This window comes from Vibrio sp. 661, assembly GCF_033339315.1.
GTDB classification, from domain to species: domain Bacteria; phylum Pseudomonadota; class Gammaproteobacteria; order Enterobacterales; family Vibrionaceae; genus Vibrio; species Vibrio alginolyticus.
This window is the reverse complement of sequence record NZ_JAWOUJ010000005.1, coordinates 19,115-44,515: the sequence shown is the minus strand read 5'-3', so window position 1 is coordinate 44,515 and position 25,401 is coordinate 19,115. Positions and strand designations below refer to the sequence as shown.

Genomic DNA, 25,401 nt, shown 5'->3' with positions numbered 1-25,401 from the left:
TTACTCCTTGGTTGTATTCAGTTCTGCTTTGCGCTGGTCGATTTCCGCTTCGCTTAGCCATAAGTCACCACGCAAGTATTTTAGTTCGGGTAATGTGGCATTCTTATTTCTCAGGCTATCTACTTCGCTTAGTAGATATTTAGTTCCTCTTACTGGAACATCTTGAAGTTTTTCGTACATTAGGTCTGTATTGAAAAGCTGTTTAATATTGTTTTCTTCAGAGCATTCGATGTTCCACTTGTTAACTAACAACTTCAACAAGTAATTCACTTCTGATTCAGTTTTGCAAAATATATAACTTCGACCACGAGTTTGGTTTCGACTGACTTCTTTATGCTCAATGTCAAAGAAATAGCAGTCGTCAAATTTGTGATAAATCACAATGAGTTTTCGCTGTTTGTTGTATTGAGCAAACAATGAATCTTTGCGAAGCCCCACTCGTACTTCAGTTTCTTCTTCAGGTTGGCGCTTCAGCATGCGAAATGAAACTAAAATAAATCCACCAGCACCGACTAGAGCCATTGGTCCTACTGCGATTACCATAAATACGCAGACTACTGCTCCAAACCAACCCATCACTTGCGCTGCTGAGTTCACCCAAGTAGGGAGATCACGTCTCTTTCTCAAGACCATGCCTTGCTCGGATATGGTGTAGTCATAACGATTGTCTAAACCAAATGTAAGATAAGAAACACCGGACATGATTATCGTTAAGCCTGATAATATGTAGGTCAAGAGCATCTGACTACTATCGTGGAGAAAGTAGGTCAGGAAAAATAACGGGCTGACTGCGGCTATAGCAATTGATAAGTATAAGTATCGAAAAGGCTCTTCAATATCGTGCTTGTGCCAGGTTGTGAGCTCTTTCCCTTTTAGAATTTGTTGCTCTTGTTCTTCTTGATAAGCCGAAAACTCGTCTGGCGTGATGTAAAAAGGTAAATAAGCCAAGGGTTACTCCTGTAAGCTAAGTTCACTAGTATCTGAAGTTAATGAACTTCTGATCGTTGCTTGTTTAGTATTGTCTGAAATCGCCGTATAAGTTGCACGCTGTTTTGCATTATTTTGGAACCAGTACTTACGGCTTAATTCGTTTTCATCATCGAGGATGTATTCTATCTCAAATGCTAGATAGTCAGCTGAGTCTTTCATAGGTAAACTCAATTTATACACGCTTTGAGAGTTTGCGGAGTTCATCGGGCTATTCAAGGTTTCTAGATCTACTCCGGTGTACCAAGTTCCTGATATCAATTCTCCCTTAGTTACAGAAGTATTTGTCCGAAGTTTAATTCCATCTCTTGCTATTTTGGTAGGAACTTGGATATGCAACTCAATACCAAACAGCTCCTGCATTGCTGATGGGTATTGCGTTGATGAATTGGGAACAACCCGCATCATTGGCACTTGGTAGATTGATGGTTTATCTATGATGGTTTGTAAATCAAATAGTGCCTTTTGTACTAATGAAGAGTTGTGTTTTTCTCGTTCTAACAGATCTGGAGACTGACTCCATTGTGCTCTGGCGGAATTATATCCCCACGGTAATTTATCTAACCATTTTTGAAAATCGTCTTGTTTGAACTTGCTCATTACATAGTTGCTCAAAAGGTAAATTGCAGTTAGCCCCATAATGACAAACATGATTGGCCCACCGAAAAGAACGTTTGCTGACCATACGCCAGTTATTCCTCCTACAGCTTGAAAGGTCCCTACTGCTGTAAGTCCAACTAAAGAAGAAAAGTTGAAGTATCCCGCAATTTTTGCAGTGCCATTCAAACTATCAAGTTGTTGTAACGACCGGTAAGCTTCTATCCCTGAAGCTAAAGCACCTATTATTCCTGTTACCGCAAGCCATTTGTTGAAAATTTTAAGATCACTCAAAGAAGAAATAGGTATTGTGGTATCACGTTTCGCCATTTCTTTTAGGGCAGATAAAGAACGTGCTCGTAGCGTTTTATCTACTCTTACGTTGTCCCAAAGTTTACCGGTGCGAATACCCGTCCAAGCGTTGACTGTATAAAAAAGCTTTTGTTGGATATCCAAAAATTCATCTGAGGACATTAATCCAGTGTCTTGGATACTGCTCATGGCATCACCAAGCGCGATGCAGTTAAATACTAATGCCAGAAAGCCTAGACCACCGGCATTCTCGAACAGTTTATTCAAATCATTGAGCTTATTCATCACGATCCGCGTTCTAAGCTCGATGGTTCTTTGAGGTAGATCATCAGGTAACTCAATGTACTGCGGGTACTCCAATGTAGCTACAGCGAGAGCCTTCTTAATAGTCTTTTTATTTTTTAAAGCTGTTGTGTATTTAGAGTCAGCTTTGCGGTTATTTTTCTGGAAGTCAGCAATGATTGCATCGTTTTTTTCGAGCTTAATCAGATAATCACTTACGCGTGTTTTCCATTTTTTAAAATCGTGAGCGTAACCTTCTTTTATTGTTACGGGCATATTGTGTGCCATATGTTCTGCAATAACGGCAAATAAATAATAGCTATGACGGTTCAGAGGTTTAGCGAAAACAGGCATCAGCGAAATTGATACTTGTGAGGTCATGCTAACACCAAACTCTACAACGCCTTTTGCAAGCGCACCTATTGCAGATTTAAAAATAATATCCAGCTCTTGGAAACCTTTGGCGATATCTTTGAGAAAGGCTGTTTCCGCAGTGTTTGGGTTGGAAACAAAGTCCATGATCTTAGAGTACATATTCACGCGGTTGCTGGTATCAGATATCTGGTCCATCAACTGATTATCAGGTTCAGGATTGTCTGAGACGATCGACTGTTCATTCTGCGCCTCAGTAATATTCTTCTCCATCACTTTAAATAAACTACGACTAAACCCAGAGGCATAGAGAGCTAGTAAACTGGTTGGTTTCTCCCATTGGCTTTCTGCCCATTGGCGGTCTTCTTCTTGCATCACCAAAGTAAATGACTCAACCGCTTGCTTGTGCAGTTGATACAAGCTGTACTGCGTGTCTTCGCTGTATAGGTCGAAGGTTCTCTCAAGATGATGAGGTGTTAAGGACTCCATTACTGCGATAAAGTCGCGTTTGACCGAAACCACTTGGGCTAGCATGGTTTCTTTTTGTTCTGACAGCTCTTGCATCTCGCTCAGCATTTGCTTCCAGTTGAGCTGCTGACGCCAGCGTTCAGTCGCTATCCATTGTTCGTATTTACCAAAACGGCTCGCAGAAATTCGATATTTGTCCTGTATCGCTTTAGCAATGTCACTTTGGGTATGTTGGTGTGATTCAATCGCTCCAGCGGAAAATTTAGCAGGATAGCCGGACTGAACTGAGCTTTTGTTCTGCTCTGCCAAATCAAGTTGGTGAGAAGAGTCATAATAGTCAGCCATGTCGGTATAAAACGACAGCTCTTCGCCGTTACGCTTAACGCTAGCTGGCATGTCTATCTCGTCACTTGCACCAAACATACACAGTTGCATGGCGGTCTGCATCAAGTTCCACTGGTTTGAAAACTGGTCAGTGAAAAGGCGGTAAGGGCTTGCGGCACCAACAAAATGCAGTGACATATCTTGAATGTCTGCGGCGTAATCTTTTATCGCGACGAAGTAGCCTGATTCTTCTTCTGGAATCGCAGAGGTTAAATCGCTTTTGACTGCGACAGGTTTAAAGACAGAACCATCTTCATCTGCTTTGGTGGCGATGCCAGAATCCGCAAAGCGACCATCATCGACGGCAGAAGATTCAATATCAGCGACTTGGGTTAACTTATCTATTGGTGCAATGTTGTGCTGATTCTCGTTTGAGGACAGAACAATGGTTTGCATGCGATCGATATGATTACTCGGATTGTTAAGTACGCGCATGAACGTGTGCCATGTCCACCGGTGCTCAGAGAAGCAAATCGATAGTACGCTTCCGTTGATGTAAGTAAGGAAGGGTTTTGCATCTTGTGGTGTCCCACGCTGCTCTGATTTTGGGCTTTCTGATTCTCCCAACTTATAGAGCGTGAATTGCGTTCCTTTGATTTCGTATTCGTCTAAGCTTTTGTTGATTGCATCATAGACATACAGCCAACCGTCGCGCAGTTGACGCAGGGTGTAACCAACGGTATTGAGTTTGGCTGGGCCTTGGCCTTTCCATTCTTCAGGCAAACCAAAAGGTTGTGTCTCTTCTGTTTCTAGCTGATCGATGGCATAGCGGACTGGGATAAAGTGCGCAGGTGATGCTTCCGTTGCTTCTTTCTCAGTTTTTAAATTGAGAGGTTCTGGTTCAGACGGCGGTGGCGGATCGATTTTTTTTGTTTCTCCCTCCCAAAACATACTGCGCTCTGGGGGGGAGCCAGCAAGATCATCGGATTCCGTGGTTGGAACGATATTCAGCGATTTCAGTGTACCATCGCTTTCAAATGCCTGAACGGCCTCCTCATAGGTATAGCTGTTGTCATACCAGAACATAGAAGTTTTTGGGGGAAGTGGATTATTCATCGTTAGCCCATGTTTAAGAGTTTTACTCTGTTACGCAAATATCGCACCAAAATAAAGTGATTAAAAATCAATGAGTTAGATTTTTATGGTTTTGCGTCAATCAAATAATTGTTTGTTTTTCCAATAAGTTGGTTGGTGTTTACCATTTTTTGTATTGATTGAATCAAAGTTTGAGTTGTGAGTGATGCCTCAATGAGCCGACAAAACAAAAGGGCTCCAGAGTTACCTCTGGAGCCCTTTCTAGTATTTAAGTGCTAAAGAGTTAGCGACGCTTTGGTTTACGTTGACCAGCTGGTTTGCCTTGTCCTTGTGGGCGACCTTGGCCTTGCGGCTTGCTACCTGCAGGGCGGTTTGCACCGTTGCCGCTAGGACGTTGGCCGTTGCTTGCAGGGCGTTGACCACCTGTAGCTTTACCCGAACCGTTACGGTTGCCAGATGGTTTACCATCTTTTGAACCGCCTTCAGAACGTTTGTTCAAATGACCACCGAAGCCTGGTTGGTTTTTGGTATGTTTGGTTGCAAAGCGGTTTGCCCCGTGACGACCAGATTTACGACGTTGCGCTGGTGTTTGTGCTTCAATGTCTTCTGCAGGAACGAGACAGCCTTGTTTGTCACCGATCAAATGTTTTTTACCCATACTGACTAGGGCTTCACGGATCATTGGCCAGTTTGCTGGATCGTGATAACGCAACAGCGCTTTATGCAGGCGACGTTGACGTTCACCTTTTGCTACAGGTACATCTTCACGTTTTTTGTACTTCACGCGTTTCAGAGGGTTTGTCTCTGAGTAGTACATCGACGTTGCGTTACACATTGGCGAAGGGTAGAAGTTTTGTACTTGGTCACATTCGAAGTTGTTCTTTTTCAGCCACAGAGCAAGGTTCAGCATGTCTTCGTCTTCTGTGCCTGGGTGCGCAGAGATAAAATAAGGGATTAAGTACTGCTTCTTGCCTGCTTCTGCACTGTATTTCTCGAACATCTCTTTAAAGCGATCGTACGTACCCATGCCTGGCTTCATCATCAGATCAAGAGGACCTTTCTCAGTATGTTCCGGTGCAATCTTTAAGTAACCGCCTACGTGGTGAGTCACGAGCTCTTTCACGTATTCTGGTGATTCAATCGCAAGGTCGTAACGTACGCCAGATGCAACCATCACTTTCTTCACGCCTTCAACTTTACGCGCTTCGCGGTATAAATCGATCGTGTGTTTGTGGTCTGTGTTTAGCTTGTTACAGATGCCCGGGAATACACAAGAAGGACGACGACAGTTCGCTTCCGCTTTTGGATCTTTACAGCCCAGGCGGTACATGTTTGCAGTCGGGCCACCAAGATCGGAAATTGTGCCGGTAAAGCCCGGAACTTTGTCGCGAATTTCTTCAATCTCGTTGATGATAGACTCTTTCGAACGGTTTTGAATGATTCGACCTTCATGCTCGGTAATCGAACAGAAAGAACAGCCACCAAAGCAACCACGCATGATGTTCACAGACGTCTTGATCATGTCGTACGCAGGAATTTTTGCTTTGCCGTACATAGGATGAGGAACACGCGCGTAAGGCAGGCCAAACACAAAGTCCATCTCTTCGGTCGTCAATGGAATTGGAGCTTGGTTTACCCAAAGTTCACGATCACCATGGCTTTGAAGTAACGCTCGACCAGAGTACGGGTTCGTTTCTAAATGCAGTACACGGCTTGCATGCGCATAAAGAATGCGATCGTTTCTTAGCTTTTCAAACGAAGGTAAACGGACCGCAGTCGTCGCAGCATCGTGGCGTGATGGGCGAATTGTGATTGGTTGTGCAACTGGCTCGTCTTTTTTAGTTTCACACTGAGTTTCTACTTCGTATGGGTTCTTTGGTACGAACGCTTCTTTACGAGGTTTTTCAATGCGAGAAGAATCAATAACCGTGTAGCCTTCTGGCGCCGCTGGCAAGTTCACGGCAGTACCACGAATATTGGTCATGGTGCTGATGTCTTCGCCGTTTGCGATGCGATGTGCTACTTCGACAAGTGCGCGCTCTGCGTTACCAAAAAGTAGGATGTCTGCTTTTGCATCAAACAGTACAGAACGGCGAACTTTATCTGACCAGTAATCGTAGTGTGCCACACGGCGTAGGCTAGCTTCGATACCACCTAAAACAATAGGTACTTCTTTGTATGCCTCACGACAACGTTGAGAGTAAACCAACGTTGCTCGGTCTGGGCGTTTACCACCTTCGTTATTCGGTGTGTACGCGTCATCGTGACGAAGCTTTTTATCCGCGGTGTAACGGTTGATCATGGAGTCCATGTTACCCGCAGTGATCCCGAAGAACAGATTTGGCTTACCAAGTTGCATGAACGCATCTTTATTTTGCCATTCTGGTTGAGCAATGATACCGACACGGAAACCTTGTGCTTCTAGCAGGCGGCCAATGATAGCCATACCAAAGCTTGGGTGATCCACATAAGCGTCACCGGTTACAATGATAATGTCACAGCTATCCCATCCTAGGGCATCCATTTCTTTGCGACTGGTCGGCAAGAAAGGTGCCGTACCAAAACACTCTGCCCAGTATTTTTTGTACTCATGAATAGGAGTGATGTTATTGGTCATATTTTGCTCTCTGTTCCAGGGAGCGCGAATTATAGCGATTTGATTATCAGGTATCTATAACAAACTCATCTATTCAAGCTTAGTTCATCGAGTTTTATTTGGTTTGTAAAAATATCAATGCTCTATCGGCGATTTTCTGTCTAATTTCACCTTGAAAGCCTCATGGTTATAGATCGGTTCATGAAAAATGTCGCAATCTTAATACAAAGCATAAGCAATGGTGTGCTTATATGGGGTAAAGCCTATAATCAAATTAGTGCATATTAAATGCAAAAGGCTGAGCTGCTCTGGAAATAGTTCTAAGTCGATAGGCTTATCGTTGACACAATCCATCTATAAAGAGGATCGGCAGGTCCCAACTGGAATGTCGCGAATTGACTGTGAATTTTGAGCCTTGGGCTAATTACAAAAAAAGGGGCTAGGGTATGAGTGAATCTACGACAACAGTGCATCCAAAAATGCAAACGACTTCCAGTCTAACTCCTGTTATAGAGTGGTCTTACGATATTGATACTCGCGAGTTCGAATGTGATCAGCAAGGAATGGCAAAGGCATTTGGGATAAGTACGCCAGTAACCAGCCTAAATAACTTGTTTGATCATATGCTGATGGGGCAACAAGAAACGCTAAAACAACGAATTCTAGAAGTGGAACTCTTTGGCGGACGGGGGCGGTTTTCTTGTTGCATGATGCTAAAAAACGTTAACTTAGTGCACGTTACTATTAGTTTTGAAAGGCTCAATAAGCGCATTATCCAAGGCACTATCATTCCGCAATTAACAATCACTGGTTGCGAGGAGTTAGCGAAAATTCTCGAAACGATTTTTGATTTGCCAAATGTAGGCGTTTTAGTTGCCGATGAAGATACGCGCATCTTAGGTTGTAACCGTGCCTTTGAGTTACAAATGGGCTATCAAAACCGAGATCTGGTTGGGCTTAAAACTCATATTTTCAGTACCTCTCACCATAGCCAAGCGTTTTATGATCAGCTGTGGCAGCAAATTAATGATGAAGGATGTTGGTGTGGTAACTTGCTGAGCAAAACAGCAAACGGTAGCAACCAAGCTCATCATCTTTGTATTTACCGACTTACGTTTCATTCTGGACGAATTCTCTATCTCGGATTTTCTACGGATATTTCTGCTTCGTTGTTGTGGATGAAAAATCGTTGTGAACAACAGCATGATTGGGCTGCCTTTTTACCAACGAGGAAAGAATTTGAACTCCAATTAGCGAACTTAGCGAATGAAAGCAGAAATAAAGAACTCAACATTGTTATGACACTCAGACCCAAGTTTTCGGAGAGATACTTGCTTGAACAGCAATTAGGTTTTGCAGATTTTATTATGCGAAGTCGCTACACCAGTATTGCGGGGCAGTTATCTCGGGATGTGTTTGTCGTATGCTTGCAGACCCCTCATTGTCAATGGTTGAGCCCGGTTCGTTTGATCCAAATTGCCATGAAAGGGTTCTTTAATGAGCTTAGAAATGAAATGGGCACAAAAATGCATGCCACTATCGTTAAAGGCCAAACTGGTGTGTCAATCCTTGGCTATGATACGAACCGACCAAGACAAGCGCTAGCACATGCAGCGCAAGCGATGTTGTCCTCTATTTCCGGTGAAGGCAGCTATTTCAACTTTTACGACAGTGAACTTCACTCTGAATTAGTGAAGCGCCAACATCTCGAGGCGTTTTTGGAGGCGCAAATAGAGAGTGGGCTAGTGGACGTTTACTTTCAACCGATTATCGACGTTCAAACCGGAAGAGTGGTTAAGTTCGAGGCTCTCGCACGCTTCTATGATGAAAATGATGCGTATTGTACGCAAAAGATGATCGCTATTATTGAAGATCTAGAACTCATAGCGGCACTTGATGATGTGGTCTGCCAAGCTGCGTTGAAGCACTTTCCGCGCTTACAAGAAATTTATGGCGAGGAAGTGGGCGTGACCATCAATCGCTCCCTCAATACGAAATTGGATTCTCTTCAGATCCTTCAGCGGTCGCATGATTTGATTAAAGCCAGTGGTGTAGACCCTAAGCGAGTAACTATCGAGCTAACAGAAACCGCGTATTTTGAACAAGATGAGGAGCATACTCGAGCTCTAGAGGAAGTGCGGAAAGAGGGCATTGAGATCGCGATTGATGACTTCGGTACTGGGTATTCTTCTTTTTCTTATCTAGAAAAAGGGCAGTTTGATTTACTGAAAATAGACCGAAAATTCATCAAGAACATTCATAAAGGGAGCACCAGCTATAACATTGTGAAAATGGTCACCGAGCTTGCACAGCAAATGAATGTAAAAGTGGTTGCTGAAGGCGTGGAATCTAAGCAAGAACTTCAAGTATTGGCAGAAATCGGTGTCGATTACATGCAGGGCTTTCTATTTTCTGCTGCCGTGCCTGTCGATTTGATGGATAAAGCGGACAGTTATGAGCATCTGTTCTCTGACATCGCGATTGAGCCTAAGCAAAGTGATGTGTTGCAATCTTTGAGCCATGAACAAGTCAGGTCTATGGACCCTGGAGAACCGCTCTCCTTGGCAGTGGAGTACATGAATTTGAATCCAAGCTCGCCTTTAGTTGTTCTCAATGAAAATCGTTGTGTTGGGTTAATTACGAAAGAGACGGTGAATTTACACCTAACACCTTCGATGGGCACAGAGCGAGAAACTGAACGAGAAAGCCGAATTTGGAAACGTCCTGTTAATCAGATAATGAGCACCGAATTTGTGTTGGTTGATGAGGATTTACCTGTCTCTGTTATTCGAGAGTTGGTTAAAACCGGCATTCGTTTCCCTTGGGTATTGTGTAATACCAAAGAAGAGTACCGTGGAGTTTTAACGCAGGAAGACGCGTTGAAGTATCTTGCTTCTCTGTGAATAAAATTGTCTTACCGTTTTAGCTCATTTGGGGGCCGACTTTCGGTGGTTTGGCGATAGTTGATTTGATATTATCGCCCCCCAAAATGACTTTTGAGCGTGCATTCAACATGATTCAACAATTGCTGGTTACTTTCCCTCCGATGCTATTTGGCGCACAAGCGCTACTGACTTTGCTTCTAATCAAGGGCGATATTTGTCCTGGTCAGCGAGGACGTCTTCATAAAATGTTGCCAGCAGTAGCTGTATTGTGGCTCGCTGTTGCGTCACTTCGCATTGAAGCATTTATGATCGTGTTTGCTAGTTTCTACTTCTATTCTCAGGTTCAAACCAAGAAAACGCGTGAAAAAGGGCCACTATGGGCGATGCATTTAGCGAATGGTTTGGCCTTTGCGTATGTAAGTATTCAGGTATTTGAGCAATCAAGCTGGCCAGCATCGATAGCGATGGCGCTAATGATATTTTTCCTTGGGGCGTCATTTTCTCAATTGCTACTTACGATAGCTCGCAGCAGATTACAGGCATTTCACCGCATTTTACCAGTTACTGGCATTGTGTCTGGAATGCTATTAGTCATCGCAACGTTGTTTGCTTCTTACCAGTTAAATGAAGCTGCACTGAACGCTGCAACACAGCCAATCTTGCTGTCTTTAGCTATGCTAATTTCTTCAATTATCGTGTGGTGTTGGCATATTTTTACGCATAAGAAACCAGAAAAGGTGCAACTGAGCGTAGCTTTGTTGCTAGCACTCGCGTCGATGACGAGCCTGCAAGGTTTATTCTCTCTCGCGGCTTGACCTCTACTCTAAAGACAAAGTTAGACGGCTTATATCCAAGTGCTTTCTTGATGCTTGGGTATAAGGTGATCACGTTTTAGATCTCACTCACTTTAAATTCGCGTGATTACTACTACGCTTGTTTATATACCTTGTCGAAGAGGAGAGTCGCGATGGATTTAAGCAATGTAGGTAATCTGGACAGCACTATTTTGCTAGGTATCGTCAACGAAAAGCTACGTTTAGAGTGCGACAGTTTTGACGAGTTAGTATCAGTGTATGAGATGGATGTAGAGTCTGTAGTCGGCAAGCTTGATATGCTCGGTTATCAGTACGATCCATTGACTAACCAATTTAAAGCATATCAACGCTAAGCCTTTCATAACCCAAATCTTTTAAGCCACCTTGATTCCGTCAAGGTGGCTTTTACATTGTAGCCTCGCGGTTGCGAAAAAAGCTTGTAAGTAACGCTTTTCTTTCTCTGAGTGACGCGTTGCAGCAAACAAGCGACGCCATAAGCCTTGGCCGAAAGGTTTACTGGTAATAAGACCTTGGCGAGAAAATTCAGAAATCGCCCAATTGGGTAGTGCCGCCACCCCTAATCCAGCAGAGACCATCTGAACTAACATGAGAGTGTTGTCGGCTTGCTTCCATTTCGCAGGTTCTATTCCTGCTGGCTGAAGAAAGTGTTTTACGACGTCTAGCCTTTGTTTTTGAACCGGATAAGAGAGCATGGTTTGATCTGCGAGATCTTGCGGATCAATAATGTCTTTTTCCGCCAATGGGTGGTTGGTTGCGGTAATTAAACGCATTTCAAAGTCGAATAGAGGCTCGTAGTGGACTTCAGATCGAGGTTGGATATCGGAAGTAATAACGAGATCGAGTTCGCCTGCCAATAGAGCTGGGAGTGGTTCAAAGCCAAAACCAGAGGAAAAGTCCAATGTTACGCTAGGCCAAGCAAGTTGGTACTCCCTAAGTGCAGGCATTAGCCATTGGAAGCAAGAGTGACATTCAATGGCCATATGTAATCGGCCATTGACGTCCTCTTTCAAGCTCGCTAAATCATTTTCTGCTCTTGCGAGTTTCGGAAGGATATCTTCTGCAAGACGCAATAGGATTTCTCCCTCTGAAGTGAACTTCACCGGACGAGTCTTTCTCAGGAACAGTTGCCCTCCAATTCGCGCCTCCAAATCTTTGATCTGATGAGACAGTGCCGACTGAGTGAGATGCAAAGCGGTCGCTGTCGCCGTTAGAGAGCCAGTGTCTCGAAGCGAAGTGAGTGTCCGCAAATGTTTTAGCTCTATCATGAATTCCTTTCATCCTTTGTTGCTCGCTATGAACAGAATAGCAATCGTGTAAATAACTTAACGACAAAAAATGGATATGTAAACGTCTAGACGTCTATTTGTTGTTTTTATTTGCGAATCATGTCGCTTCATGATGAATTTTTTTAATAAACAAGTTGAATAAATGGACGTTGTTCTAATATCAGATGAGAGCGATAGTTTAGCCATCCAGACATCTTATTCTTTACCGAGAGATGCTCTGATCCAAACAAATTGAACAAAATTGAGAAAGGAATAGGGACATGGCGACAACGACTCACATATTAGGTTATCCACGCATTGGTGAAAAAAGAGAATTAAAATTCGCTCAGGAGAAATACTGGCGAGGAGAAATTGATCAAGCTGAGCTTAAAAAGGTTGGGGCAGATCTACGCGCCAAAAACTGGCAAACACAAACGGATGCTGGTCTGAGTTTTGCCACCGCTGGCGACTTCGCTTGGTACGATCATGTACTGACGACCACGTTGCTATTAGGTCATGTGCCAAAGCGTCACGCTGATGGTTTCCCTAACCTGGATACGTTGTTTAAAGTGGGTCGCGGTCAATCTCAGGCGGGTTGCAGCTGTGCGGGCGATGCGGCATCGGATATGACCAAATGGTTCAACACAAACTACCATTACATTGTCCCTGAGTTCAGCAAGGACGATACGTTTGAAGTGAGCTGGCCGCAACTGTTTGAAGAAGTCAACGAAGCGCTTCAAGCTGGCCACCAAGTGAAGCCTGTTTTGCTTGGTCCAGTCAGTTACCTTTACTTGGGCAAAGAGGTCGAAGAAGGGTTTGACCGCTTAACCCTGCTACCACGCTTACTTACTGCTTACCAAGCTATTTTGGCAAAGCTAGCAAGTCAAGGTGTTGAGTGGGTTCAGATTGATGAGCCAATTTTGTCTCTGGAGCTAGAAAGCAAATGGGCTGATGCGTTCAAGCTAGCGTACCAAGTGATTCGAAGCGATGTAAAAGTGCTGCTAACGACGTACTTTGACTCTATAAGCGATACGCTAGACAAAATTGTAAAGCTACCAGTGGATGGTTTACATATCGATTTATCTGCCGCGCCTCAGCAGCTTGACGACGTGGTTGCCAAACTACCGGAGGGGTGGGTGCTGTCTGCTGGCGTGGTCAACGGTCGTAACGTGTGGCGTTCGGATTTAAGTGCCCAACTTGAACGTCTACAGCCAGTAAAAGAAAAACTGGGCGACAACCTTTGGGTTGCGAGCTCATGCTCTTTGCTACATAGCCCGGTTGATCTGGAACAGGAAACAGAACTCAGTGAGGAAGTGAAAAGCTGGTTTGCGTTCGCAAAACAAAAAGTAACAGAAGTCGCCTTGCTTGGCCGCGCACTCGATGGTGATCAAGATGCGATTCTCGCTTGTGATACCTACAGCCAGCCAATCAAAGCACGTAAAACGGCAACGCATGTGAATAAGCCACAAGTTCAAGCACGTTTAAACAGTATTACTGCGTCACTTGCCGAGCGCAGCGCACCTTACGCGGAGCGTGCTGCGCATCAAGCTGAAGTATTGGGCTTGCCTCTGTTGCCAACCACGACAATCGGTTCTTTCCCTCAAACGGGTGAAATTCGTGTTCAGCGCAGTGCTTATCGTACAGGTCAATTATCTGAGTCTGAATATATCCAAGCACTTAAAGGACATATTGCTGACGCAGTAAAACGTCAAGAGGCGCTCGACCTAGATGTGCTTGTTCATGGTGAAGCAGAGCGTAACGACATGGTGGAATACTTCGCTGAGAACTTGGCGGGTTTTCAAACGACCAAATTTGGTTGGGTACAGAGTTATGGCTCTCGCTGTGTGAAACCTGCCATTGTAGTTGCTGACATTGAACGTGAAAAACCGATCACGGTTGAATGGTCGACGTACGCCCAGTCGCTAACCAGCAAACAGATGAAAGGCATGTTGACTGGACCAGTTACGATTTTGTGTTGGACGTTCCCACGTGAAGACATCACACGTCAAGAAATTGCGCAGCAACTTGCTTTGGCACTGCGTGATGAGGTGTCTGACCTGCAAGATGCAGGCATCAATATCATTCAAATTGATGAGCCAGCCATTCGAGAAGGTTTACCACTCAAAAAACGCGATCACAAAGCGTACTTAGAATGGGCCGTAAATGCCTTTAAGGTCTCTGCGGCAAGTGCAAAACCAGAAACTCAGATTCACACTCATATGTGTTACAGCGAGTTCAATGAAATCATTGATTCGGTTGCGGCACTCGATGCGGACGTCATTACCATTGAAACATCTCGCTCAAATATGGAGCTGCTGAAAGCATTTGAAGAGTTCAATTACCCGAACGAAATTGGCCCTGGTGTTTATGACATTCACTCACCAAACATTCCTACGGAAGAATGGATTGAAGGTTTAATCAAGAAAGCGGCAGAAAAAATTCCGGCTCAACGTTTGTGGGTAAACCCAGATTGTGGTCTGAAAACACGAAACTGGAAGGAGACAGAAGCCGCATTGGCAAATCTGGTTTCAGCGGCGAAGAAGCTCCGTGCTGAGCTGGCGTAACACATCGTTACAGCAAATAAAAACGGAGACTGTGGTCTCCGTTTTTCTATTCTTAATTGTTAACTTTCGTTTTCAGATTATCCAATAATAGCGAATCATCGTCTCATGCCGAAAGCAACAAAAATTACTGTAGCTACTTCACCTGAGTACAAGTCTGTGCGGAAACCAACTCATCTGCCATCAACTGACCGCGAGAATTACGTACCTTAATACGATACATCAAGCCCATATCAATTTGCTTGCGAACTTCTGGGTTGCTGCAGTAGGTATAGATACTGGTATTCAGTACTTGATTTAACGGCTTTGCACCGAGTGCGCTATCGTTATAAATCATCATCATCTCTACAACATTTTTGTTGGATGAGACACGCATTATTTGCAGTGGACCGTACTCTAAAGGGAGGCCCGCAGACAAGACTCCTGCTCGGTTTGATGCCATAAGCTCAAGTTGGCGCTGATTATCATCGGTTGATGAACAGCCAGCCAGAGCACCAACTACCAAGAAAAGACACAGTAATTTTTTCATAAATTAAAACACTTTTTTGAACGGTTTCACGATTACATGATCGTAAACACCAGCCGCTACATAAGGATCGGCTTCTGCCCACGCTTTAGCATCCTCTAGAGAGGCGAATTCAGCGATGACAGTTGAGCCCGTAAATCCAGCTTCACCAGGATTGTCAGAATCTATCGCAGGCATCGGACCAGCTGTAAGAAGGCGACCTTCGTCTTGTAGCTTTTGTAAGCGACCCAAGTGTTGTGGGCGAACGCTCATGCGTTTTTCCAACGAGTTCTCAACGTCCTGTGAAAAGATGACATACCACATAGCATAGTTCCTTAATTGGTAGGGTAAAGTGTTAATTTAACGCCTTTTTTGTGTCTCTCACAAGTGAACAACAGAAAATGTGAGGTCCTTTCTAACTGTTAGCGTTGTAGGTTGACTAATTCTGAACCGGACGTGGTTTACCTTCACTGTCAATGGCTACGTAGTTGAAGGTCGCATCACAAACCATGAAGCGTTCGCCAACACCGTGAGCTTTGACGGGTTTGACCCATACTTCCAAATCGACACTCATGGATGTGCGGCCGATCTTAGTGCATTCGCCGTAGCAGCATACGACATCGCCCACACCAACAGGTTTTTTGAACGTAATGCTTGATACCGAAACGGTGACAACGCGACCACAAGAGATCTCTTTTGCCAGAATCGCGCCCGCTAAGTCGAGCTGAGACATTATCCAACCGCCAAAAATATCGCCATTGGCGTTTGTATCTGCAGGCATTGCAAGGGTACGAAGCAGCATTTGACCTTTCGGAGAGCTAATTTCTTGACTCATTGTGACATCCTAAATCTTAAAGACGCTCAAACTAAGCGCCAACATAGTAAATACCTAGAACCAAAGGTCCTTAAAAAAACCGCAGATACCGGACCAGAGAAAGTTGGTTTACAGCAGCAAGAATGGTCTGAAAACGGTACATTGTTTGAGCGGTTTACTGATACATGGAGCAAAACAGCGACCCTAAGGTCGCTGTGAAGTCGCGGATTATAGCAAAACTGAGTTTTTAATCATCAGTGGACACATCGGATGAGTTATTTTTTTGTTCTTTTGGCATGTGTTTATAAATGTAAAAGCCAGTCACAATCATGTAGGCAAATGTCGCGATCAACATTCCAAATACTTTGAAGTTAACCCAAACATCCAACGGCAATTCGTAAGCAATATAAATATTTAGGCCAGCGAAGAATGAGAAGAAGCCAACCCAAGCCCAGTTAATCTTTGCCCAAACAGCGTCAGGTAACGTAATTTCCTTGCCTAGCATACCTTTGATGGCTGATTTTCCCAATGCGTGGCTCACTGCTAAGCCAATCGCCAGAATCGCGTAAATGATGGTGACTTTCCACTTTATAAAATTGTCGTCGTGGAAGAAAAGGGTCATGCCACCGAAGATAGTGACGATAACAAATGTTATTAGTTGCATCTTTTCGACTTTCTTATACAGCGCGTAGGTGACGACAAGCTGAATGGCTGTTGCTACGATCAGTGCACCTGTCGCCACGTAGATGTCGTACAGCTTGTATAAAGCGAAGAAAATGATGAGTGGTATAAAGTCTAGGATCTGCTTCATGATGGCAAAATCTACCTAATTATTGAATTGAAGACAGTCTAACGGAATCTGACAAGATGTGAATACTGAGGAAGTTAAGGTAAGAATAGTAACGCTTAGTATATCGTATAGACCGCAAGCTTCTTCCACGTCGAAACAGCAAATGGAAGGAATAAAAATTGCCGCGTGAAGCGGCAATAGAGTTGAGAGTTTTAAACCTTAAGCCACACGTTGATATTGGGAAATAAGCGTTTTTACATCTTCTAAATAGCCTTCCCGCAGTAAGTTATCGACCGTTGCTTCTAGCTCTTCGAGAGACATCGTGAAGCAAGTGGATTTACCAGTCATCAGGGTCAGATATTGATGATACTCTTCTTCTGTATAGTGGCCTAAGCGATCAATTAACAGTGTTTTGATTCCATGATGAATCAAGCCGTAGTATGTATGTCGATGAAGTAACATGGCGATCTCCTTATCAAGCTCATACGCTACTCATTTGCAGCCTGCTTGACCTTCTGGATAATTCGATTTACTCCAATAATGCACATCTAGTGCCAATTCTATATTTGCAAATTAAAAAGTGTTGGAAGGTGCAAAATTCTCGTTCTGTAACCATCTTTGGATGACGACTTGAAGTGCATTTAACGTGGTGGGCTTTTCGAGCCTGTCATCCATGAGTGTCGAAATTAGCTCCAACTCTCTAGCTCCAGACTCACCAGATAAGGCAATGATTGGAACGGAGGATGTGATTTGCTTAATCCGTTGGCTTGCGTCAAATCCATTCATTACCGGCATTTGGACATCCATAAGAACGAGATCAATCTTGTGAGAGTGGAATAGTTCTACCGCAGAGGCTCCATTATTTGCTTGTAAGCTGTTGACTCCCAATCTTTTTAAATACATCTGTACCAAGGTGCGTTGCACCTCTTTGTCATCTACAATGAGCACTGTTGGTGCATCTTTACATACTTGTACGTGTTGAGCTGAATGATTTTCAGAATGTGATGCAGTTGCTTTCCAGCTATCAAAGTCCGGTGCTCTTAATGTCTCTGGTTTTGGTGCGTTTGGTACGACTGGGAAATACAAGTAGAATTCTGTGAACTCGTTCAATTCAGACTGGCACTCTATTCGTCCTCCGAAGGAGCGCATAACACGTTGGCAATAGCCCAAACCTAAGCCACTGCCTCCGCTTTTTTGATACGAGAAAAAGTCATCAAATATCTTGTGTAAGATACTGCTATCTATACCTGGCCCACTATCTCGGAAGATCAGAATGTTTTCGTAAGCCCCCGTCTGGGTACGAATCTCAATTTGACTGTCGGGATAAGAATCAAAATAGTAGATAGCGTTACGAATCAAATTGAAAATGACAAAGTTAAACAGGGTCTCATTTAACTTCGCGACAAAATCGTGTGCCTGTGGCGGGTTAATTCTCTCTATTATTTGATCGTTTTCAAAACCATAACGGCTTACTGCTTGGTCGATGGCTTTATGTATGGAAGTGAGAGCTAAAGGCTCATGCTCTGGTGAACTGTCGCTAACTTCTCGTAAAATAATATCGATAAGTTGTCGACCGCGTTGTATAGCGGCTTCACCTTTATCAATTTCTCTTTTTAGCGTATCCAGTGAGGCGTTTGACTCTATATGCTGTTTTAAAGCTTCAAATTGTAATTGTACTTGAGCGAGAGGGTTACGCATTTCATGTGCAATGGAGTTAGCCAGCGCACGGCTTTGGCGTACCTTTCTATCGGCTTCAATGGTGCTCTGGATGCGAACTAATAACGTTTGCAGAGCTGAGATTTCTTCATTAGAAAACAGCTTATTATCTATTTTATGTGAAGAAATCAGCAAGTGAGTAACAGATTTTCCACGACCGAAGAGAGGCATAACGAGCGCAGTATTGCTTGAGCGCATACGCTCGTAGAGCTTTCTCATCGACCCTTTAGAAGAGGAGGCATAATCAATTTCTTCAGACAACTCATCAAGCACGAGAACTGACTTGCTTGACGGCAGGTACTCTTCGTAAAACGTTTCTGTGTAATTGCTAGTGACTAGCTGTAGCTTGTTGTTTGGTATGTTAAGTAACGATGCCAACTGACGCATAGCATCATCTATTGAGCGTTTAAACTCTTCCTCTAACCCAAGGATTTGCTGAACGGGAGTGTGTCGTTTCCCATAAATAAAATACGAAGCGTAACGACTGACTCGCTTAAAAAGCAAGTGCCAAGTGATACCGATAAGCGCACATAAAGGTACCGCAACAAGCCATTGGTTATCTTCAGAGATAGGAATAAATATCGCCCCTAGCGGTAGAACAAAAATGGCGCAGACTAAGAGCGCGCTTACCGTTAAGTACGTGAGATATTTAGCGCTGTAGAAGCGAGAGGTAAGTAGGGCATAGCCCACAAACAACATTTCGCTGATTGAAAGTGCTGGTGGTAACCAAGTTAGGGAGAAGTCGCCAAGGAAATACGTCATTCCAAGGTGTATCACTGCCGTAGATAACATGAATACCAAAATGCCAGCGATCATATAGTTGCTTTTTGCTAGCGTGAGCTTGCTGCTGTTAGCGCGCATGGCAATCAAGTTAAGCAGCGTTAGTACCACGAAAGCTAGCAAACTAATGAAAAAATATGAGGTATGTGGGCCAAATTCAATGACGAACTGGCTTGGACCACTAATGGTGACATTTTCGACAGTAAGATTCGGCACTAAGTTGATGTACAGTGAATACGTTGCTAGTGCGACAAAGACGACTTTTTGCCAGACTTTGACCGCTGTTTTTTTAACATCTGCGGTTAACTGGCAAGAAAAATAGAATGCAAACGCAAAGGCGAAAAAAGACGCTAAGTTCGCTAACTTAGCCATAAAAATGCCACCAACAGAGCCTAATTCTGGCAATAAATCGGTATGGAAATAGGCGTTGCTGCTTATCCAAACAATGATACAGCTGGAATAAGCGATGTAAGGCGCGTGATGCGAGCCTAAGATTGATTCACTCTTCTGTTTTAGGCGATAGCAGTAATACAGTAGCCAAGCGAATACTATTAGTACAGTCGCGTACAATGCCATTGCTTTTGGGTAAAAGAGACCGTGCAAATGAACATCAAGCATGCTCATTCACCTTTTTATCCATTCTTTTTGTTCGTACGCAATGTTTGTAGTCGCGAAATTGTATGTCTTGAAATGCTTCAACCATCATACCTAAATTCCAGAAACCGCGGTATGTCTTGGTACCGTCACCGTTAATGTCGCGGTATCCTGAGTGAAAGTAGGCACTTAAATCAATAGATTGATAGAAATTTAACATAAATACTTGCTCAATAATGGTAAAGCCGAGCTTATAGCCTGCTTTATAGAGCTCGCTCATCATAGTTTTTTGCGCCAGATACAAAAAATACAGCTTTTGTTGAATGTTGCCTCCCACCGTAAGACGCAGTACTTCGCAAACCGCTTCACTGTTCTTTACACGAGATTGAAACTGAGCATCAAACTCAATAAGAGTGTGCTCATGAGTTAGAGCACGACACTTCAAAATACCCAGTTGATTGAGAACACTGTACCCATGATTAGGAAAGCAAAACTGCCATTGTTCGTTACTAAACTGTGGTGAGTAACTGAGCCAGTTATTTCGTTGATGCCAGCTTTGCACTAAAGCGGAGGAGACCATGATTGGTGAAGATGACGATTTGAGCAAGAGGGCAAAGTGCTGCCCTTTTTGCGAGAGTGATAAAAGAGGCAAGATTTCAAACCATTGTTCAGTTTGGACGAAAAGCTCAAGATTACTCAGTGTGATCGCTTCGGAAATCGGCATTAACGCTGCATGATTTGGCAGCATTACCTCAAGATCGCAATCTGCGATATCTTCAATTAACACGCTAGTATAGCTGTGGTCGTCAAACGGAAGCGGAGTAGGAATCGCAGCTTCGTTTGAAGGATATTTTTGCTTGATTGCTTCGATCTCGCATTGACACCAGAAAACCATCCAATGCGGGTAACAATCTGCGGCAAGTTGTTCAAGTAAACGAATCTCTTTGGAGAAACCTGTCGGATACTGTTGCACTAAATCTCGATAATCCATTAACTCAAATAGTGCAGAAAGACTTTTTGATGCGTGTTTAGGAAAGAGAGATTTAAGCAGTTTTATTCGATACAGAGCAACCTGTTGAAAAAGAGCATCTCGTTTTTGTTTCGTTAGGGTAAGAATAACTGAGTCAACCAGGGCCTGCTGCTTTGATTCGATCGGCAAATTTATTTTGGTGAGATATTCCAAAGATTGCTCAAGACTCATGATATAACCTAGCTCTAACGTTTTGTTATATTTTGTAATGGTTTATATCATTTTGAAAAATTTATGCCATCGGTTTCTATTTGTATAGTTACGTAATGCAAGAAAAGACAAAAAAACCGCTCATTATGAGCGGTTTTTGGTCTATTCAAGAAAGGGTTAGGCTTCTTGCTTTTTTAGCTCAGCTTCTGCCGTTTCTTCTTCAATTAGCGCATCAACGATAACTGCACATGCAGCATCACCTGTGATGTTCAGTGCTGTACGAATCATATCGAAAATACGGTCAAGAGCGAATAGCAGCGGTAGACCTTCAATTGGAATGCCAGCGGCAAGAAGCACGGCAACCACTAGGAAAGAAGGGCCAGGAACACCCGCTTGACCAACCGCACCCAATGTAGACGTTACGATAATTGCAATGTAAGCGCCCATGCCTAGATCGATATTGAACAGTTGAGCAAAGAAGATAGCAACCAAGCCATAGTAAATCGCATTACCTGACATGTTGATCGTTGCGCCTAGAGGCAGAACAAATGATGCAGTTGAATTTTTTACGCCCAGCTCTTTTTCACAGGTGTCCATTGTAACAGGCAGTGTTGCCATAGAAGACGCTGTTGAAAGCGCAACTGCTTGCGGTTTCTTCATTGAAGACAGGAATTTCTTCGCAGATGTCTTCGTGAAAACATGCACCATTGCTGGGTAAACAACGAAACCGAAGATTAGGATGGCGGCAACGTAAACAACGAACAGTTTAAACACCACCATTAGCGCACCAAAACCGAACGTACCGACGGCTTCTGCCATCAGACCAAATACACCGATAGGTGCAATGATCATTACTTTGTTGATCATCCAAACCATTGCGTCAACGATGCAGTTAACACCATTGATGATTGGTTCACGACGCTCTTTTGCTTGCTTAGAAATCGCAATACCAAAGAACATACAGAAAACGAGGATCTGTAGGATGTTTGCTTCATTTAGTGATTGGAAAACGTTGGTTGGGATCATACCAGTGATGGTTGCCCAGAAAGTCGGTAGTTCACCTTTTGAAGCGTATTCTGCTGAGAACATGCCTTCAACGCCAGAGACGTCGATACCCATGCCTGGTTGGAATACTTCACCCATAAATAGTGCAAGCGCAACGGCTAGGGCGGATGTTAAACCAAAATAACCTAGAGTGACGATACCAACTTTACCTGCTGACTGGCTGTTCCCAAGACCAGCGGCGCCAGAAATCAAGGCTACAGCAACCAAAGGAATAACCAACATTTTGATTAAGTTGATAAAGATAGCACCTAAAGGAGCGAACACTGTCGCATCATGACCCATCATGGCACCAACGGCTGTGCCCACGATCATGGCGATTACGACTTGTACGCCAATGTTGTTTAGCAAACTCTTTTCTTTTAACACTTCCATAACCTCTGTGCTAATAAAATGTAAAATCCTAAAATTACCCACTAACCATAAATGGATTTACGGATAATTATCTCGCCTTGCTTTTTACACTTATCGTTTACAATTGGCAATATGCAGCAAGGTATTATTGATGGATTAATCGATATTTTATTGACGAACGATAAAGTTTTGTTCAATAGCAAACGTTTGCTATTGATTTTTCTTATAAGGGTTACGCTTGGGATTGTTCAAGTTTATTTTTCTTTATTTGTTTTCTTTTTGTTAATTTTAACCGCTTTTGTATTTGCTATTGCAGTCAGAGTTTTTAGTGACTTGGGGTGATATTTATAACAATTCATCTCTTTCAAGCTCACACTTTTATTAATTTGCCTTCTGAAATGTTAATTGCTTTACATTCTTAGTCCTGATTGCGTTGTAAACATAATGTTAAATGGTAATGACTGGTGAGAATCAAATGCTGACGATCCAGTGTTAAGGATAACTTGCTTAGTTAATGCTCCTGAGCTGATTAGACGAGAAAGACAAGTAAGAGGTGAAGAGACTATGATGAATCTTGCTGCTGCGTTACAAAGAAATGCTGCGAGTAAACCAGATAAAACGGCGTTGATATGTGGCACTGAAAAGATAAATTATGCGCAGTTTGATGCGATCGCCGGCAAGATCGCAGCGTCTTTAATCAATAAAGGCGTAAAGCCAGGTGACCGCGTTGCGATTTCATGCCCAAACATTCCTTTTTTCGCGTTTGTTTATTATGCAATACAAAAAGCTGGCGCGGTTGCAGTCCCATTAAATGTGCTTTTGAAAGCGCGAGAAATTAAGTATCACTTAGAAGATTCAAAAGCGAAGTTTTATTTCTGCTTTGAAGGGACGAAAGAACTGCCAATGGCAAAAGAGGGTGTCAAAGCCTTTGAACAAGTCGATACATGCGAAGGCATAGTCGTATTGACTCAATCTCAAGATGAAAGCTATTGGAATGGTGTAATAACTCTCAATGCGTTTATAGCCGATGTCCAACCGTTGCCGGATTATATACCGCGTAATGCGGATGATACATGTGTGATTTTGTATACATCAGGGACGACAGGCTTACCAAAAGGCGCTGAACTGACTCAGCAGAACATCATAATGAACGCTCTGGTGGCACAAAACATTATGGGCAGCCAGGCCGATGATATTCACTTAGTAACTTTGCCTTTATTTCATACATTTGGTCAAACCGTCCACTTAAATGCTAGTGTTTTGGGCGGTGCAGCATTGGTGTTAGTGCCTAGGTTTGAGCCTAAACATGTTCTTGAGCTGGTGGAAAAACATAGGGTGACGATATTTGCTGGTGTGCCAACGATGTACATCGGTCTGCTTCATGTGCAGCATCAATTTGATACCTCGTCATTGCGTGTTGCAGTAAGCGGTGGTGCGCCATTACCAACCGAAATCTTTCGAACCTTTGAAGAAACATTTAATGTGCCGATCTTAGAAGGATACGGGTTGTCGGAGACAAGTCCTATTGCATGTTTTAATCATTTAGATCAGGAGCGAATACCAGGCTCGGTAGGTCAACCGGTTCAAGGCGTCGAAGTAAGAGTTATCGACATTGAAGGCAATGCACTACCGATAGGCGAAGAAGGTGAGATTGTTGTGCGTGGTCATAATGTTATGAAGGGATATCTTGACCGCCCAGAAGTTACTGAATCTGCGCTACAAAATGGTTGGTTCCATACTGGTGATGTGGGCCGCTTTGACAGTTCAGGTAATTTATTTATTGTCGATAGAATGAAAGATCTGATCATTCGAGGTGGATTTAATGTTTATCCCAGAGAAATTGAAGAAGTTTTCATGACTCATCCTGCCGTTTCAATGGTCGCGGTGATAGGGATTCCAAATGAAGAGTATGGCGAAGAGATAAAAGCCTACGTTGTACTTAAACCAAAAGAATACATTGACGCCGATTCATTACAAAAGTGGGGTAAAGAGCAATTAGCCTCGTTTAAATATCCTCGTTATGTCGAAATTCGTGAACACCTCCCGATGAGTGCGACAGGAAAGATTTTGAAACGTGAGTTGAAATCTGAATTGAATATAGCTTAGTCAATTCAATGGTTTTTGTGTCGCAGCGCCACTTGCCTAAGTGCAAATGGTGTTGTGCTCTTGACCAATTAGATGCATAAGGTTTTTAGCTATCGTTAGACAATACTTACCGTTTGTTGAATGGATCTATTGCTCGAGTTCTTTAAAGTATTCTTCTAAGCGTTTCGGATTGGTAATGGTTACTGAGCCATAGTTTAGCTCTAGCATCCCAATACTTTCTAATCGTTTTAGTATCTTGTGTACGCTCTGACGAGTTAGCCCCATCATGTTAGCGATATGTTCTCTTGTTACCCTGACAACGCATGGTCGAGTATCGATCGCTTGATTAAGTTGGTATTCAGCAAGTAGCAGCAACCTTTTGGCGACTCGTTCTTCAATTCCTCTAATCGCGTCATCTTCGATAACAGAAATAGCAGACCACAAGCGGCGGCTAAGTAAGTCGAGTATAGTGGGGTAACTTTGAGGGTATTTGGCGAGTAATTGGCGAAATTTATCTCCAGGAAGCTCCATTACAGTCACGTCCGAATGCGCGGTCGCACCAAAAATACGAGGCATGCCGGGAGAAAAAACATTGTCTCCAAACCAGCCACCAGCTTCGAAAATCATCAGTGTGACTTCTTTGCCTTTTGAACTAATTGAGTTCACTCTCACTGCACCTTGAGCTATGACCATAAGAGAAGATTGAAGCGCACCTTTATTGCAAATCAGTGCTTTTTCGTCGAAGCTGCGAACCTTAGTCATTTGCGCTGCTTCACTAAGCCCTTTATCTGGCAGCCCTGATAGTACAGGACATTTGGCTAGCAGTGTTTTGACTTCTTCCATGTAGCAACCTTACTGCACATTGCTTTATTGAGTTAGTTAAGTTACCCAAGCTTAACACTCTTTGAGTGCTCTGCTTGAGATAGATTTGGAAAGTGCGG

The 25,401-nt window shown here is 43.4% G+C and carries 18 protein-coding genes; 5 read left to right on the top strand and 13 right to left on the bottom strand.

The genetic code is table 11. The annotated features are described in order from the left end of the window. The 3 genes from R7P69_RS11880 to R7P69_RS11870 form a co-directional block, all read right to left on the bottom strand. Complete coding sequence (locus R7P69_RS11880; RefSeq protein ID WP_138940436.1) at window positions 1–948, bottom strand: hypothetical protein; 948 nt, start codon at window positions 946–948, stop codon at window positions 1–3. Between the two features lie 3 nt (window positions 949–951). Continuing rightward, complete coding sequence (locus R7P69_RS11875) at window positions 952–4,458, bottom strand: T6SS effector BTH_I2691 family protein (protein ID WP_206970719.1); 3,507 nt, start codon at window positions 4,456–4,458, stop codon at window positions 952–954. Between the two features lie 262 nt (window positions 4,459–4,720). After that, complete coding sequence (locus R7P69_RS11870; protein WP_064368606.1) at window positions 4,721–7,054, bottom strand: YgiQ family radical SAM protein; 2,334 nt, start codon at window positions 7,052–7,054, stop codon at window positions 4,721–4,723. A gap of 425 nt (window positions 7,055–7,479) precedes the next feature. Here R7P69_RS11870 and R7P69_RS11865 point away from each other — a divergent pair, with 425 nt between their 5' ends. The 3 genes from R7P69_RS11865 to R7P69_RS11855 all read left to right on the top strand — a co-directional run bounded on the left by R7P69_RS11865 (window position 7,480) and on the right by R7P69_RS11855 (window position 11,086). Further along, window positions 7,480–9,936, top strand: coding sequence for an EAL domain-containing protein (locus tag R7P69_RS11865; protein WP_206970718.1), 2,457 nt, complete (start codon window positions 7,480–7,482; stop codon window positions 9,934–9,936). An 86-nt stretch (window positions 9,937–10,022) separates the two neighbouring features. Next, window positions 10,023–10,733 (top strand): hypothetical protein, encoded by a 711-nt coding sequence (locus tag R7P69_RS11860; protein ID WP_206970717.1) that lies wholly within the window; start codon window positions 10,023–10,025, stop codon window positions 10,731–10,733. Between the two features lie 152 nt (window positions 10,734–10,885). After that, window positions 10,886–11,086, top strand: coding sequence for a DUF4250 domain-containing protein (locus R7P69_RS11855; RefSeq protein WP_005376762.1), 201 nt, complete (start codon window positions 10,886–10,888; stop codon window positions 11,084–11,086). A gap of 21 nt (window positions 11,087–11,107) precedes the next feature. Here R7P69_RS11855 and metR read toward each other — a convergent pair whose 3' ends face one another. Further along, on the bottom strand, window positions 11,108–12,019 hold the full coding sequence (gene metR, locus R7P69_RS11850; RefSeq protein ID WP_065274681.1) for an HTH-type transcriptional regulator MetR: 912 nt from the start codon (window positions 12,017–12,019) through the stop codon (window positions 11,108–11,110). A 281-nt stretch (window positions 12,020–12,300) separates the two neighbouring features. On the opposite strand from metR, the gene metE reads away from it, so the two are divergent. Further along, window positions 12,301–14,583, top strand: a complete 2,283-nt coding sequence (gene metE / locus R7P69_RS11845) for a 5-methyltetrahydropteroyltriglutamate--homocysteine S-methyltransferase (RefSeq protein WP_213896695.1) — start codon at window positions 12,301–12,303, stop codon at window positions 14,581–14,583. A gap of 133 nt (window positions 14,584–14,716) precedes the next feature. Here the strand turns inward: metE and R7P69_RS11840 are convergent, their stop codons facing one another. The 8 genes from R7P69_RS11840 to R7P69_RS11805 all read right to left on the bottom strand — a co-directional run bounded on the left by R7P69_RS11840 (window position 14,717) and on the right by R7P69_RS11805 (window position 22,396). Further along, complete coding sequence (locus tag R7P69_RS11840; protein ID WP_206970715.1) at window positions 14,717–15,109, bottom strand: GspS/AspS pilotin family protein; 393 nt, start codon at window positions 15,107–15,109, stop codon at window positions 14,717–14,719. 3 nt (window positions 15,110–15,112) lie between these two features. Then, window positions 15,113–15,409: a YciI family protein gene (locus tag R7P69_RS11835; RefSeq protein WP_017634695.1), complete on the bottom strand. Its 297-nt coding sequence runs from the start codon at window positions 15,407–15,409 to the stop codon at window positions 15,113–15,115. A gap of 115 nt (window positions 15,410–15,524) precedes the next feature. Then, complete coding sequence (gene yciA, locus R7P69_RS11830) at window positions 15,525–15,920, bottom strand: acyl-CoA thioester hydrolase YciA (protein WP_005376768.1); 396 nt, start codon at window positions 15,918–15,920, stop codon at window positions 15,525–15,527. A gap of 226 nt (window positions 15,921–16,146) precedes the next feature. Next, on the bottom strand, window positions 16,147–16,710 hold the full coding sequence (locus tag R7P69_RS11825; RefSeq protein WP_149192439.1) for a septation protein A: 564 nt from the start codon (window positions 16,708–16,710) through the stop codon (window positions 16,147–16,149). 198 nt (window positions 16,711–16,908) lie between these two features. Beyond that, window positions 16,909–17,151 (bottom strand): hypothetical protein, encoded by a 243-nt coding sequence (locus tag R7P69_RS11820; RefSeq protein ID WP_206970714.1) that lies wholly within the window; start codon window positions 17,149–17,151, stop codon window positions 16,909–16,911. A gap of 111 nt (window positions 17,152–17,262) precedes the next feature. Beyond that, the gene (locus R7P69_RS11815; RefSeq protein WP_206970713.1) at window positions 17,263–19,803 is read right to left on the bottom strand and encodes a hybrid sensor histidine kinase/response regulator; all 2,541 of its coding nucleotides are present in this window, start codon (window positions 19,801–19,803) and stop codon (window positions 17,263–17,265) included. Continuing rightward, complete coding sequence (locus R7P69_RS11810) at window positions 19,796–20,980, bottom strand: acyl-homoserine-lactone synthase (RefSeq protein ID WP_213896693.1); 1,185 nt, start codon at window positions 20,978–20,980, stop codon at window positions 19,796–19,798. Before R7P69_RS11810 ends, R7P69_RS11815 begins: the two co-directional genes overlap by 8 nt. A 156-nt stretch (window positions 20,981–21,136) precedes the next feature. After that, complete coding sequence (locus tag R7P69_RS11805; RefSeq protein WP_005376774.1) at window positions 21,137–22,396, bottom strand: dicarboxylate/amino acid:cation symporter; 1,260 nt, start codon at window positions 22,394–22,396, stop codon at window positions 21,137–21,139. A gap of 543 nt (window positions 22,397–22,939) precedes the next feature. Between R7P69_RS11805 and R7P69_RS11800 the strand changes: the two genes are divergently transcribed. Continuing rightward, a complete protein-coding gene (locus R7P69_RS11800) occupies window positions 22,940–24,481 on the top strand; it encodes a long-chain-fatty-acid--CoA ligase (protein ID WP_206970711.1) in 1,542 nt (513 codons plus the stop codon). Between the two features lie 126 nt (window positions 24,482–24,607). Here R7P69_RS11800 and R7P69_RS11795 read toward each other — a convergent pair whose 3' ends face one another. Continuing rightward, window positions 24,608–25,303, bottom strand: coding sequence for a Crp/Fnr family transcriptional regulator (locus R7P69_RS11795; protein ID WP_206970710.1), 696 nt, complete (start codon window positions 25,301–25,303; stop codon window positions 24,608–24,610). Window positions 25,304–25,401 lie beyond the last annotated feature (98 nt).

Coding starts and splice junctions, on each gene's coding strand:
- R7P69_RS11875 (WP_206970719.1), bottom strand. CDS start 4,458: ATGAATAATCCACTTCCCCCAAAAACTTCTATGTTCTGGTATGACAAC.
- R7P69_RS11870 (WP_064368606.1), bottom strand. CDS start 7,054: ATGACCAATAACATCACTCCTATTCATGAGTACAAAAAATACTGGGCA.
- R7P69_RS11865 (WP_206970718.1), top strand. CDS start 7,480: ATGAGTGAATCTACGACAACAGTGCATCCAAAAATGCAAACGACTTCC.
- R7P69_RS11860 (WP_206970717.1), top strand. CDS start 10,023: ATGACTTTTGAGCGTGCATTCAACATGATTCAACAATTGCTGGTTACT.
- R7P69_RS11855 (WP_005376762.1), top strand. CDS start 10,886: ATGGATTTAAGCAATGTAGGTAATCTGGACAGCACTATTTTGCTAGGT.
- metR (WP_065274681.1), bottom strand. CDS start 12,019: ATGATAGAGCTAAAACATTTGCGGACACTCACTTCGCTTCGAGACACT.
- metE (WP_213896695.1), top strand. CDS start 12,301: ATGGCGACAACGACTCACATATTAGGTTATCCACGCATTGGTGAAAAA.
- R7P69_RS11840 (WP_206970715.1), bottom strand. CDS start 15,109: ATGAAAAAATTACTGTGTCTTTTCTTGGTAGTTGGTGCTCTGGCTGGC.
- R7P69_RS11835 (WP_017634695.1), bottom strand. CDS start 15,409: ATGTGGTATGTCATCTTTTCACAGGACGTTGAGAACTCGTTGGAAAAA.
- yciA (WP_005376768.1), bottom strand. CDS start 15,920: ATGAGTCAAGAAATTAGCTCTCCGAAAGGTCAAATGCTGCTTCGTACC.
- R7P69_RS11825 (WP_149192439.1), bottom strand. CDS start 16,710: ATGAAGCAGATCCTAGACTTTATACCACTCATCATTTTCTTCGCTTTA.
- R7P69_RS11820 (WP_206970714.1), bottom strand. CDS start 17,151: ATGTTACTTCATCGACATACATACTACGGCTTGATTCATCATGGAATC.
- R7P69_RS11815 (WP_206970713.1), bottom strand. CDS start 19,803: ATGCTTGATGTTCATTTGCACGGTCTCTTTTACCCAAAAGCAATGGCA.
- R7P69_RS11810 (WP_213896693.1), bottom strand. CDS start 20,980: ATGAGTCTTGAGCAATCTTTGGAATATCTCACCAAAATAAATTTGCCG.
- R7P69_RS11805 (WP_005376774.1), bottom strand. CDS start 22,396: ATGGAAGTGTTAAAAGAAAAGAGTTTGCTAAACAACATTGGCGTACAA.
- R7P69_RS11800 (WP_206970711.1), top strand. CDS start 22,940: ATGATGAATCTTGCTGCTGCGTTACAAAGAAATGCTGCGAGTAAACCA.
- R7P69_RS11795 (WP_206970710.1), bottom strand. CDS start 25,303: ATGGAAGAAGTCAAAACACTGCTAGCCAAATGTCCTGTACTATCAGGG.